The following is a 12412-nucleotide window of genomic DNA, read 5'->3' on the forward strand; positions in this document are numbered from 1 at the left end:
TAGTCGCGCCGATAACGCCGCCCGCGACGCAATGGGAGACCAAGTAGCGTCCCTGGCTTTGAGCAACGCCCTGAGTCGCTCAGCGATGTCAAGGCGTCACTGGCCAGGACCACTGACCTCGACACAGCAGCTCTGAGAGTCGCGACGACCGATTCGATTTGTCCGTTCGATGGTGTTGTAACTGCGGCAATGGCGCGGAGACCTGCCAGCGCAGGCGGCTAAATGTTGCCGGCCCCCGGTAGCGAGCTCGAGCACCGCGTTACTTGTTCTCCCAGGACCAGCTACTTGGCGTCGTCGGTCAGATCTTTGTCGGCATCAATGGAGTTGAAGATAACCTCAATGAGCGGTCAGTCCATGGCCCGGTCGGTTCCGATGACAGACACTCCCCTATCGGTCGAAACGGTTTCGTCCGCCGACTCCTCAGTTTCACCCCACACCGCAGTGGTCTGCGGTACAGCGCAATGGGATGTATCTGTTTCGTCGCTTCCAGCATCTGACACCCGGGACAACCTGCAGAATCAACAGTTGTTCGGCTCCCCGATCTTCACGACCGAGAGGACTGCGTCACCTTCACCGATGGGCACGCCGACACCGGGCTGCTGGTCGACGACAATCCAGTTCGAGTCGTTGACCTGCATCCGGCTGGCTCCGGTCGCGTCCTCACTGCGCGAGAAGAAGACGCCCGCGTCCTGTATCAGATTCTGCGCGGCCTGCAGGTTCAAGCACACCACCGGCGGCATGAGAACGACCGCCGCGACAGGTTCGGGGGTGATAGCCGCTGGGGGCGCGGCGGTGACTGGTGCCGGAGCGATTGTGGTCGTGACAGCCGGTGCAGAGGTAGTCGACTCTTGGATCGCGACAGCACTCGATGACGAAGAGGCCGCCGTCGGCTCCTCACTCGATCCGCACGCGGCCACCGTGCAGGCAAGAGCAAACGCAAGCACCACGCCAGCAACGGGACGAACCTTGTTGTTGTCTGCTGAGACGGTAGTGCGGCCGAACTTGATCATTCGAGATGCCTTCCTGGCGTCCGCGCGTTGTGCACGGAACTGACTCGACATAGATCGCCGAACCGGCCGGTCTGTTACAGGGATCGCGTCGCACAACGAAACCTTCGGTGACCTGTCGTTCCGACCGCCCACGCGCTGCTCATGGGAACGACCAGAACTGCGCGTGACCTGGCAATCCCGGGCACGACGACATCCGCACATCGACAATCACCATCCTTCCGTAAATGGATGGAACCAATTGAGGATTTTCGACGTCCAAGTCAACAGGGGCACTTGGACAGGAGAGGAACGGGTGGACGACCACGAAGTACACGCCAGCGAGCTGCAGTTTTCCGAGGCTCTCGGGATCCTGGCCAACGCATCTGAGTCGTTCAAGCAGGCCATTGATATCTCGTCGAATGAGCAGGACTCCCTGAAGACATCCTGGGCTGGCGAGAGCGCGACGGCGCATTTCAATCGATGGTCAGAATTCGTAGATGTCGCTCGCACGCTGACGGGCGAGCTTGACCTCGATCACTCTCGTCTCAGCGCGGTCATTCAGTCCGTCATCACCACCGAACACGAATCCGCTGTGAAAACTTCTCTCTTGGACCTGTCCTGATGGGAAGCCAGCTGAGGGTCGACCTCTTGGAGCTAGAAACAGCAGCCAACCAGCTCTCCGCTCTGATCGACCATTTGGGAGAGGTCTTCGAAACTATAAATACAACCGTTGGCAATCTGCATAGATCGTGGGAGGGCGACAGCGCAGACGCTCACAGCGAAATGCACAGGGACTGGATGGCGCGTGCGACCAAGCTCCGCAGCACCTTGGGGGCGGTTCATGTCGATCTGGTATTCACTTTGCAGAGTTACCAATTGGCACGTGACGCGAACAAGCAGATGTTCGCCGGGTACTGATGGCGCCACCAAGCACGATCGACGTCGACACAACTCGCTATTACGACGCAGCAGCAGCTTTCACCGAGGCAGCCGTCTCACTGTCGGATGGGCTGCAAAGGTCCGTGAACGACCTTGCGGATTGCGAATGCATGGGTGGAAACGACGAGGCCGGTGCGCTTTGGGCACGCGACTACGACTCCGCAGTGAGGGATCTTCTGACCTCGTCGAACCTGCTGATCGAGGCGCTCGATAATCATTCAGGTCTGATGATGCAGGCGGGCCGAAACTATGCCATCGCAGACGCAGCCGACTCGCAATCGCAAGCCGACCTACCGCCCGACCACCCTCTGACTGCTCGGGTCACGCCAATAAATCCGCCATCAGCGGAGGGAGATCAAGGTTCGGGACTTCGAGCCTTCGCGGAGTTGATCGATGAGATCGGTATTCCGTGCCCTAACGGAGACACGGACAGGTTGCAGACAGCGATCGACATCTGGACACGCGCAAGCAACAACGATTCACCGAACAGCCTAATTTCGAGTGCGATTCAGCATCTCAACGACATTATTGCGGCCGAGTCCATCTTTGCCATCGAGGACGCTGAGGAGTTCGACCAATTGACGTCGGAATTGCGTCAAGCCTGCAGTGCCCTCGCAACCACCTGTACTGAGCACAAGCAGTCGATCGGTGACGCCCGCGCCGAAATACTCGGCATACTCGAAGCTCTGATGACCGAACTAGGCATCACGGTGGCCATTTCAGTACTTGCCGCGTTCGTCAGCTTTGGGGCATCCGCAATCGCAGGCAGCGCGAACGCTGTGAGAGCAACCAAAGCCGCTGCCAGACTAATCCGACCTATTGTCGAAGCACTACGGGCCAAAGTCTTGATGAAGCTACCTACCGAACGTGTCGGAGGTGAGGTGGCCCGAATCACGGAACGTGCGACGTTTTTGCTCGGCAAGAAGAAGCGACGACCCGGCGAACCTGAACCTCCGCCGCACAGACCAGAACCGACCTCCGTTCCCAAACATCTGGAGCCCACTGATCTGACGGTAGATCGGAAACAGGTTGAGAAGAAGTTCAAACACGCAGAGGCTTTCGGCATCGAGACACCGAAAGGAAGTGCCGGGTTCGACGAGTTCGCCCAGGCTTTGAAAGACTTTTCTTCCAACCCCTCAACGCAACATCTCGATGGAGTCTACCGAGGCGATCCATGTATCATCAACGTCGATCCGATCTCCAAACTTGTTGTTGTGCAACGTTTGGACGGGTCATTTCTCAGCGGATGGAAGCTTGGCGAGGATCAGCTTGCATCAGTACTCACCAACGGGAGGCTGTTTTGACCGCACCGATAGGCGCAGCTCAGCAAAGCACTGTCTTCATCCCCGCGATCGAGGATTTCGTTGCTGGGAGGTCCACGGCCGAGGAGTTCGAAATGCGATACTTGCGCCTTGTGAGGGACACACCGGGAGTTTTCGATCGGGAAGTGTCGGCCGCAGTGAACCGCCTCTTTTCTGATGTCGACGCGTTCGTATCGGAGGACCGACTCCGCGATGAGGAAGATCTCGACGAACAACAACTGTTGGCCAGTGCACGTGTCGCTCTGATCGAACTCACCAGGCTGCGTGACGCGTAGATTGCGTGACGATCAGTTCCGCGAGCTCAACTATAAGACGTTGAGCTCGAAGAATAACGTCGAACAGCACAGCCGCGGTCACTACCGGATCGCGGCGACATGGTGGTGTCGACGCTGGTTGCGGCCGGCATTCCGGGTCGAGCGCGAATGTGAAACTTCAACTTTCCCTGTGCCCTTCGCAATGCGGCCACCATTGCAGCGTCAACCATCGAAGCTCCGCCCGTACACCTATTCGTGACGGGGTCGTGACATCGAATCCGTTAACGCCGCGTCTGGGATCGCCGATTTCCTAGTCACAAGGTGCGGCAGTCTGCGGTCACCGGTGAGGACATTCGATGACGCGGGTTCAGAGGATCTTGGCTACGTTGGCGCTCACTTCAGTGCTCGGTCTTGCTACCTCTGGCTGCGGGTCCACCGAACCCAGCGCCGGCACCGACCTTGCTGCGCCACCGGCGACATCCCTGGCGACCGCCGCACCTGAGGCCACCGATTCCTCAGGAGTACCCGCGGCGGCACCGGAGGTGGTGACACCGGAGGTGGTGACACCGGATCCTGCCGAAGCCGCCGCAAATTCTGCTCCTGTTGCGATACCGCCGGTCCCCAATCGCGACGACGTCAATGTCGATGCACGGGACTTCGAGCGCGGCGACGGCCAATACTTCTTCAAGACGCCCAGCGGAAACGCATTCTGCGCATTCCATTCCTCCAACGCTCCCGGTACCGACGTCGGATGCCAGGTCCACTACTCGGTTCCCGGTAACACCGGTCGCCTGTGCCTCAATACCGAAAACAACACCTATGGCGTCCAGATCCGCAACGGCGGGACCGTCGAACAGATCTGTACCAATCAGGGGATTTTCGTCAACACCGACCCGCGCGTACTCGAGTACGGTCAGACCATCGGCGTACAGGGCGACATCTGCAGGTCCACCGAGGCCGGCGTTACCTGCTACAGCGGATCCGGGTCGGGTTTCATGATCTCCCGCGACGTCAACATCGCATTCTGAGAAGGGCTAGAACATGATTCGTCGAATACTCGTTGTCACCGCTGCCATGGCTCTCGCTACCGCCGCGCTGACGGGGTGCGGTGATCAATCCGCTCCCGTTGCCGCGCCACCCTCAGCCACAGGCGTTGCGCCCGTGACAACTTCGCTACCCGAGCCTTCGGTGGCGGCGCCTCCCGGTACCGGTACGCCGCAGACTCAGCAGGTCACGAAGAGTGAATCCGCACCTGTCACCGTCGTCGACCCCGCCGGTTTCGCGCAGGAAGGGAACGGCATTGCATGGGTCTCGCCGAGTGGGAAGATCTTTTGTCGAATCGCGGAGGGCCAGTACTCGAGCGGATGCCAATCAGGCAGCGCGCCGATACCTGCCGGGGCCGACTGCGTGACGCCCTCCTTCACCATCGATCAACTGAGCAAAGGCTTCTATCTCAATCCGGGCCTGGTGACGCCGACCTGCTTCAACCAGGGCACATTCGGCAGCGAAAATTCAAAGGTGCTGGGCTACAACGAGTCCATCAGCTCCGGAGGCTTCACCTGCACTTCACGTATGGACGCGATGGTCTGCGACGCCGGCGGCGGACACGGCTTCTCCCTGTCGATGCAAGCGGCAACCTGGAATTGACACCAGCCTTGGCTACCCTGTTGCCATGACCGAGCCGATCCACACCGAGCGGTTGCTGCTGCGCACCTACGAGCCTGCGGACGCCGAGCGGATGTTGACCTACTACGCGGATCCCGACGTGTGCCGCTACCTGCTCTACGAAGCCTGGACGTTCGATGATGCTGTAGCCGCTGTCGAAAAACGAATGAAACGTACCCATCTCGCCTCTGGCGCAATCGCTTGTGTCGTCGAGCTGGACGGTCGCGTGATAGGAAACGTCGGGGCATGGCTCATCGACGATTCGCCCTCACTCGTCGAACTCGGGTGGACCTTCTCCCCCGCCGAGTCTGGCCGCGGCTACGCGAGCGAAGCAGTGACCGCCCTGATCGACCACGTGTTCAGCGAACCTCAGATACATCGCGTGAGTGCGCAGATGGACGCGCGCAACGACGCCTCCGCTCGTCTTGCTCGACGCGTCGGGATGCAGCAGGAGGCGCATTTTCGACGAAACTGGTGGTGCAAAGGCGAGTGGACCGACACATTCGTCTTCGCACTGTTGCGCGAGGACTTCTAAATCCGGGGAGGGCAGTGACGCCCTACGAAAACGTCATCGGACCGAGCGGCCGACGCACACTCACTGGGAAAAAGTTGTCGGTGCCTGATGCCACGATGGCAGCATGTCACGACTCGACGAGGGCTTCGCCCCACCATCGGCCTGTGTGCAATGGTGCCAGCTGCGCACCTACGACCTGAATGTCCTCGACGACGGCGTCGAGGTTGACCTCGACTGGTGGAACAGGCACCTCGACCGCGCAGGCCACGACATCCGGTTGCGCGGACGCAACCTCGACGGTCAGATTGTCTCCGGCGGGCTCGCGACGGTACAGCGCAACGATCTTCGTATCGACACCGATCTCGCCGAGGCCGAACACCCTTCGCTCGGCCTGCTGTTTCTCTGCGCCGCCTGGCAGGGCAGCCATAAATACCGCAAAGCGATGCGGAGATTCCCCGACGTCCACAACCCGCACCTGACGCGCCCCGACGAGAATCCTGTCGCCAAAACAATGACCGTGCTCGAACGGTGCCTACGTGACCGCGCGGTCCCGGAGCTTGCGAACGGATCCTGGTCGGGATGGCCAGACACCCCGGGCGTCGGAATGTCCCTGATGGCCACGTTCCTGTGGGCGGCCAAAGCGTCCGTGGACGGCGGGCGGGCGCAGTTGATCGACCAATACGGGGTGTCGACCCTTATCCACGAAGGATGGTTGGAGGATCCCGCTGTCACCGGATTCACCCGGCGGCGCTACGACCGTTACGTCGAACTCCTCACTAGCTGGGCAACCGATATCGGCACCAGCCCTGAACTCATCGAGATGTGGCTCGTACAGCGGTGGAGCGCCCGGAAAAGCGAAGCGCGCTTCGGCAGCCACGCCCAGCCGACACTGTTCTGAACTGCGGGTGCTTGACCCCTCTAATCCGAGCTTCTCATACGTGCGCGTGAGCGGTGGCGGAATCAAAGGGCGCCCATGGGGTTTCCCGTAGAGCCGGGCAATGCTCGGGCGTCGGGTTATGCGCAATGTCGATCATCGAGTCGAGTGCGTCGCGGGCGGCAGCCATGCTTGCCATCGCGGCGGTGAGGCGGTCGCGTTCAGCGGTCAGAATGTCGAAGGACTCGGGTGAGCTCTGACCCGAGTCGATGCACGGCAGTAACTGCAAGATTGTCCGGCTCGGTAGGCCGGCGGTGAAAAGGTGTTGGATCAGCTTCACGCGCTCCACGGCCGATTCATGGTAAATGCGCTGGCCGCTGAGGCTGCGTTCGGAGACGAGCAAGCCCTGTTCGCCGTAATAGCGCAGTGCTCTCGTGCTGACACCTGCCTGCTGTGCTACCTCGCCTATGCGCATCCAGATGCTCCTCGAGTCGGTCGTTTCGCCTCGGACTTGACCTTGACGCCAACGTGAGGTTTTAGCCTAGTCGATATCGGGCCCGAAGCGACCCGAGAAACGAAAGACTCACAAGGAAGCAAGGTCCCCATGGACATCTCAGATCACATTGCCCTCGTCACCGGCGCCAACCGCGGCATCGGCCGCCAGTTCGTAGCCGAGCTACTCGAACGTGGGGTTCGCAAGGTGTATGCGACGGCTCGTCGGACCGAGACGCTCGACTTCGACGACAGCAGGGTGGTGCCGCTCCGGCTCGACCTGGCCGACGCCGAGTCCGTCGTCGCGGCGGCGGCTGCGGCATCCGATGTCACCCTGCTCGTCAACAACGCCGGAATCTCGACCGGTGCCTCACTCGTAACCGGCGACCTGGTCGAGATTCGCCGCGAAATGGACACGCACTTCTGGGGAACCCTCGGTGTGATCCGCGAATTCGCCCCGGTCCTCGCCGCCAGTGGTGGCGGCGCGATCGTCAACGTTCTGTCGGCTCTATCCTGGTTCGCCACACCGACTTCTGGTGCCTATTCCGCGGCAAAGGCAGCCGAGTGGAATATGACGAACGGCGTGCGCCTCGAACTAGCCGCTCAGGGGACCTTCGTGCAGGGTGTGCTTCTCGGCGCAGCAGACACCGACATCGCGGCCGGATACGACGGACCCAAGATCGATCCCCGCGACGTGCCGCGCTCTTCACTCGATGGTCTTGCCGCCGGCTCGATCGAGGTGATCGTCGACGACTGGACCGCGATGGTCAAGGCATCACTCGCTGGCGATCCCTCCGAGTTCTACGCCCAGATGACCGCGCTGCTCGGAACCAACTAACCATCTGGCGCACGTGATTCCGCCGGGCGGCGCATCATCGCCGCCCGGCGGCGCGCCGCCAACTCAAGACGCGAGTGGCGCCGACTGCCCTACCGCGGAGGCCCGCTTCGGCAACGGTTATTGCATGAACCGGTTGGGACAAGCTCACGGCCCCGCGCCAAGGGTCTACCGAGCTGTGAAGCCGCATCGATTTCGCCAATGAGAATCGCGTTGGCCTGGCCGCCGGGAACAGTGCGGAACCGACACGCGACTTCCCGTCGGTGCCGCTAGATTCGGGAGATGTTCTTCATCGCTCTCGCAGTCGTGCTGACAGCCGTATCGGCCGTCGCCTTCAAGCGCGATCCACGGCGGTTGGTCAACGGACTCGTCTTCGTCGCCGCTCTCACCGCCTGGTTGCTGGGGGCGCTCAGTCTGCTCAACCGATTGGAGGTCCGCGTCGAAGCAGTACTGATCGTGATCGCGGCGACGTTCATTTTCCTAGCCGTCATCGGCGTCATCAGCGCTGCTGCCGTGAACGGTGTGGTGGTGATCAGGCGCGAGGGACTTCGCCTGGCGACGGTGCTGCCTCTCGCATTTGCAGTCGTCACGGTCTCGAGCATCGGCTTTCTGACCGCCATTGTTGCGCTGCTCGAATCCCATTCACTCCCCCTGTGGTTTCTCGCGTGCGTGTGGACCGCGGTGTTGTTCGCGGTGGGCTTGGCGATACAGCTTGCGGCATTCGCTGTGCACGCACTGATTTACGGTCATATCGAACCGCCGAGGGGCAGTGCCGCCGTCGTTGCTCTGGGTTGTGGTTTGGGCGCTGGCGGTAGCGTCACTCCGCTGCTCGCAAGCCGTGTGAATCGCGCGCTCGAGGTGTACCGCGCCGAACTCGACGCCGGTAACCGGCCTGCCCTCGTCATGTCGGGTGGGCAGGGGACGGACGAGTCGACGGCCGAGGCCACAGCGATGAAGAACTACCTGACCTCGCGTGGCCTCGCCGCCGATCAGGTCCTCGCCGAGACGCAGTCGCGAACGACGCACGAGAACCTCGTGTTGACCAAGAAGTTGCTCGACTCGCGAGAGCTGTCATCGGAACCGATGATTATCGTGACGAGCGACTTCCACGTCCTTCGGACGGCCGCATTCACGCGTGATCTGGGTTTGGCCGCCCATGTGACCGGAGCCCGAACTGCTCGCTTCTACGCTCCGACAGCATTCTTGCGTGAATTCGCGGCCATCCTGCGCCGCTATTGGAAAGCAAACGCCGCACTGCTGCTCGGCATACTCGTCTTCGTGGTATTTCTGCAGAACGTGAACTGACGTCCCCTCGTGCAAACAAGTCGTCGCCATCACGGCGGGCAAACGAAACCAGATCTGGGCTGACCGAAAAGTCTCTCCCTGATTTCAGAGACCGTCCGTCGCGGTACTCGATGACCTGACAACCGCGATCGGTCGCCGAACGACGGATTTTCTCCGACGGGGGAACCGATCGCCGTCGGCGTGCGTCCAAGCAGACAGGGACCCTCGCTGCGGTGGTCAACCGAGGGATGAGTGTTGGGGGCAATCATGAGTCAGTTGGGTGTATCGGCCGAGCACCTCACAGAGTCCAGATTGTCCACGATCGCGACCCTGCGACGGAATTGACCAGGCCCAGCGAATTCAAACGAGAAGTAAGACCTGACACCGGAGGAGATCCCATGACAAACGACGCCCTTCGCGCACTGCTCGCAGCATCCCGATCGTCGGACTTCGAATCGCGGGACCAGGCAGCCATAGAGTTGGCTAAATATCTCCCGGATCCCATGGTTGAATGCCGACTCGTTTAGATGCTCCGCGATTCTGACATCGCGATACAGACCGATGCAGCTGAATCCTTGACGACCCGAGCAGGGCGATCAGGGCTGGAGTGTGCTGCGCGAACTCGGCGAAAGGCTGGAAGGCTCCGACGCCGACGACATCGCTTACACACTGCAGGAGCTGCAAGGTTTACGAAACATTCCTGTCCTGCAAGAAGCGCGAACGGTCGTCGCCGACGAAATGCACGAGTTAGTTAAATTGGGACTTGCCGAATTCGAACAACTCTTCGGCCATTACACGTGACAGGGACATCGATGATACGCCGCACAAATATTGCGAATGCGAATTGCAACTGATGACCACCATGACAATCACAGAGATTCCATGACCGACGACGCTGTCAACTCGCTGTTGTCCGCATCATGGTCAACTGATTGGGCCGCGAGAGAAAAAGCGTGTGTCGACATGGGCGCGCTATTGCCCAACTCCACCCTCGAACACCGCCTCGCGGAGTTGCTCAGGGATCCAAATCTTGCCGTACAACCCGCTGCTGCCGAAGCGTTGGTCACGCAAGGCGGGAGACGAGGGCTCACTGCCGTGTTGCGCGATCTCGGCGAACGGCTTGAAGACCCTGACGCCGACCACATCGCATACTTACTTCAGGAGCTCCAAGGCCTACGCGACATGCCGATATTGCAAGACGCAAGAGCCATCGTCGCCGAGGGCGCGGATCCCTCCGTGAGATCCGGGCTAGCCGAGCTCGAACAGCTATTCGGCCATTGTGCGCGTAAGGACAAGTAGTGCAGCGCTTCCCGAGTTCTTCAACTGTGAAACCAATTTCATGACCACAGAGCCAATCGCAAATCTGCTCGCCGCATCTTGTTCGCCAGATTGGGACTCCAGAGATCAAGCAGCATCGGCGATGGCGGCGTTCCTACCCAGTCGAGTAGTCGAGCTCCGACTAGTCGAGATGCACGACGCCGATATCGCAGTCCAGGTGTCCGCCACGAATCACTTGTCACACGAGGTGGGCGATCTGGACATGAAGGCACCGATCAACCTCAGGGAAGCGTCGACCCACTCTGTCGACGCTTCCAAGACACCATCGGTTCCGCCTCTTGAAGCCGCCACACCGGGCTGATTGACACCCACGATGACACTCAGACAATGATGGGCGCTGTGATCCTGTGGATAGTTGCAGCCGGAGTCGAGCTCGCCGTCATCATCGCGCTCGGTGTTCTCCTCATCGTGTCGAGCAGGAAGCTGAAATCCACTCGGTCAGCCTTGGAACGCGCCCTCAGCGAATCACCGCGCCGCCGCCGCCGCGGCCTGGTCCCGCTCGCCATCAAGACAACGTTCAGTGCTGCGGATTCGCTGATCAACAAGGGGTTCGGCGCGACCGTACGGAACTCCGTCGAGGACCTCGCAGGCTGGGCAAGGGTCGAACGCCCCGACCTGGCCAGAATGACCGCCAACGGCGACATCGTCGTCATGTTCTCGGACATCGAAGGATCTACCGCGCGCAACCAGGAGTTGGGCGACCGCGGGTGGATGAAACTGCTCGAGAAGCACAACAGACTGATCTCCAAGCAGGTCGGCGAGCACGGCGGCCACGTCGTAAAAAATCAGGGCGACGGCTTCATGATCGCGTTCTCCGACCCAGCCCAGGCGGTGCGATGCGGCATCTGCGTGCAGGAGGCGCTTGCCGAGAACCCAGATCGCTGGGACCAGATCCGGGTACGCATGGGCGTGCACGTCGGCAGATCGGTGCGACGCGGCGACGATATCTTCGGGCTGAACGTGGCTATGGCTGCCCGGGTCGCCAATCAGGCCGAGGGCGGGGAAATCCTCGTCAGCGAGACGGTTCGTGAAGCGATCGGCACTGCACATGACATCTCGCTCGGTACACCGCGCGAGGTCGAACTCAAGGGCATGAAGGGCAGCCATCAGCTGTTCCCCGTCGCACTACCGGCCGCTGACGTTGTCCGACAGCTGAATTGACTCCGGAGGTCCGCCACCTCGCGATCGATGGCCAGCGGCTCGCGATACCTACGACGACGTCCCAACCAACCCGGATAACCGTAGAACGCGACGATGCGCGGTAGCTTGGGTCCATGGATGGAGTCGATGTCATCGTGTCGCACTGGGCTGTCGCACGCCCCGAACTCGATGTCTCCGGGCTGAAAGTGTTCGGCCGACTACATCGCAGCTTCCTGGTGTACAAGAGCCGCATTGCCGAGACTTTCGAGAAACACGACATCACCGACTCCGGGTTCGATGTCCTCGCCTGCCTACGGCGTGCGGTACCCGATCATCGCCTCACTGCGGGTGAACTCGCCGAGCAGACGTTGGTCACGACGGGTGGCCTGTCACTTCGGGTCAAGAGGCTGGAAGACGCCGGGTTCGTTACGCGCTCTCGGGATGCCGGCGACGCCCGGGTGGTCTACGTCGAACTCACCCCCACCGGCAGTGCGCTCGTCGACAACGTCGCGGACGAGCATTTCAAGAAGCTGAGCGCGATGCTCGGCGATATGAACGAGGACGACGTGAAGACCCTCTCAGCCCTCCTGGCACGTCTGGAAAATTCCGCGCGCATGGTGGATGGCCCCACCGGAGAGAAAACCTCGGCGATCACGTCGGTGTAGCAAAATATTTTTTTAACAAAAGTGACCCGGCGCACACGCCATGTGACCTGCATCTCCTTCGTTTCCATTCGGTAAATCTGACGTAAACCCTGCTCGGAAAG

The 12412-nt window shown here is 60.7% G+C and carries 17 protein-coding genes; 15 read left to right on the forward strand and 2 right to left on the reverse strand.

Annotation, left to right across the window (positions count from 1 at the left end; all coding sequences use genetic code 11):
* Positions 1-518 precede the first annotated feature (518 nt).
* The gene (locus QMK17_RS16980) at positions 519-1010 is read right to left on the reverse strand and encodes a hypothetical protein (protein WP_283510461.1); all 492 of its coding nucleotides are present in this window, start codon (positions 1008-1010) and stop codon (positions 519-521) included.
* 163 nt (positions 1011-1173) lie between these two features.
* On the opposite strand from QMK17_RS16980, the gene QMK17_RS16985 reads away from it, so the two are divergent.
* From QMK17_RS16985 to QMK17_RS17015, 8 genes are all read left to right on the forward strand, one after another.
* The gene (locus tag QMK17_RS16985; RefSeq protein WP_283510462.1) at positions 1174-1611 is read left to right on the forward strand and encodes a hypothetical protein; all 438 of its coding nucleotides are present in this window, start codon (positions 1174-1176) and stop codon (positions 1609-1611) included.
* Positions 1611-1907, forward strand: coding sequence for a WXG100 family type VII secretion target (locus QMK17_RS26505; RefSeq protein WP_442972783.1), 297 nt, complete (start codon positions 1611-1613; stop codon positions 1905-1907). The genes QMK17_RS16985 and QMK17_RS26505 overlap by 1 nt, the downstream gene beginning before the upstream one ends.
* A gap of 407 nt (positions 1908-2314) precedes the next feature.
* Positions 2315-3232, forward strand: coding sequence for a colicin D domain-containing protein (locus QMK17_RS16990; RefSeq protein ID WP_283510463.1), 918 nt, complete (start codon positions 2315-2317; stop codon positions 3230-3232).
* Complete coding sequence (locus QMK17_RS16995) at positions 3229-3525, forward strand: colicin immunity domain-containing protein (RefSeq protein WP_283510464.1); 297 nt, start codon at positions 3229-3231, stop codon at positions 3523-3525. The genes QMK17_RS16990 and QMK17_RS16995 overlap by 4 nt, the downstream gene beginning before the upstream one ends.
* Before the next feature lie 335 nt (positions 3526-3860).
* On the forward strand, positions 3861-4532 hold the full coding sequence (locus QMK17_RS17000; RefSeq protein ID WP_283510465.1) for a hypothetical protein: 672 nt from the start codon (positions 3861-3863) through the stop codon (positions 4530-4532).
* 13 nt (positions 4533-4545) lie between these two features.
* Positions 4546-5151, forward strand: a complete 606-nt coding sequence (locus QMK17_RS17005; RefSeq protein WP_283510466.1) for a DUF6636 domain-containing protein — start codon at positions 4546-4548, stop codon at positions 5149-5151.
* 25 nt (positions 5152-5176) lie between these two features.
* A complete protein-coding gene (locus QMK17_RS17010) occupies positions 5177-5704 on the forward strand; it encodes a GNAT family N-acetyltransferase (RefSeq protein ID WP_283510467.1) in 528 nt (175 codons plus the stop codon).
* A gap of 103 nt (positions 5705-5807) precedes the next feature.
* Positions 5808-6581 carry an 8-oxoguanine DNA glycosylase OGG fold protein gene (locus tag QMK17_RS17015; protein WP_283510468.1) on the forward strand — a complete coding sequence of 258 codons (774 nt, stop codon included), beginning with the start codon at positions 5808-5810 and terminating at the stop codon, positions 6579-6581.
* Positions 6582-6615: 34 nt separating this feature from the next.
* On the opposite strand, the gene QMK17_RS17020 is transcribed toward QMK17_RS17015, so the two are convergent.
* Positions 6616-7032 (reverse strand): MerR family transcriptional regulator, encoded by a 417-nt coding sequence (locus QMK17_RS17020; RefSeq protein WP_283510469.1) that lies wholly within the window; start codon positions 7030-7032, stop codon positions 6616-6618.
* Between the two features lie 129 nt (positions 7033-7161).
* Here QMK17_RS17020 and QMK17_RS17025 point away from each other — a divergent pair, with 129 nt between their 5' ends.
* The 7 genes from QMK17_RS17025 (at position 7162) to QMK17_RS17055 (ending at position 12311) form a co-directional block, all read left to right on the forward strand.
* Entirely contained in the window at positions 7162-7887 is a 726-nt protein-coding gene (locus QMK17_RS17025) for an SDR family oxidoreductase (protein WP_283510470.1), read from the forward strand.
* A 279-nt stretch (positions 7888-8166) separates the two neighbouring features.
* Positions 8167-9189 (forward strand): YdcF family protein, encoded by a 1023-nt coding sequence (locus QMK17_RS17030; RefSeq protein ID WP_283510471.1) that lies wholly within the window; start codon positions 8167-8169, stop codon positions 9187-9189.
* Between the two features lie 588 nt (positions 9190-9777).
* Positions 9778-9969: a hypothetical protein gene (locus tag QMK17_RS17035; protein WP_283510472.1), complete on the forward strand. Its 192-nt coding sequence runs from the start codon at positions 9778-9780 to the stop codon at positions 9967-9969.
* Between the two features lie 81 nt (positions 9970-10050).
* Entirely contained in the window at positions 10051-10467 is a 417-nt protein-coding gene (locus QMK17_RS17040; RefSeq protein WP_283510473.1) for a hypothetical protein, read from the forward strand.
* 40 nt (positions 10468-10507) lie between these two features.
* Positions 10508-10807: a hypothetical protein gene (locus QMK17_RS17045; RefSeq protein WP_283510474.1), complete on the forward strand. Its 300-nt coding sequence runs from the start codon at positions 10508-10510 to the stop codon at positions 10805-10807.
* Between the two features lie 29 nt (positions 10808-10836).
* Positions 10837-11667 carry an adenylate/guanylate cyclase domain-containing protein gene (locus tag QMK17_RS17050; protein WP_283510557.1) on the forward strand — a complete coding sequence of 277 codons (831 nt, stop codon included), beginning with the start codon at positions 10837-10839 and terminating at the stop codon, positions 11665-11667.
* Between the two features lie 113 nt (positions 11668-11780).
* Positions 11781-12311, forward strand: coding sequence for a MarR family winged helix-turn-helix transcriptional regulator (locus QMK17_RS17055; RefSeq protein WP_283510475.1), 531 nt, complete (start codon positions 11781-11783; stop codon positions 12309-12311).
* Positions 12312-12412 lie beyond the last annotated feature (101 nt).

This window comes from Rhodococcus sp. G-MC3, from assembly GCF_030063335.1.
GTDB lineage: Bacteria > Actinomycetota > Actinomycetes > Mycobacteriales > Mycobacteriaceae > Rhodococcoides.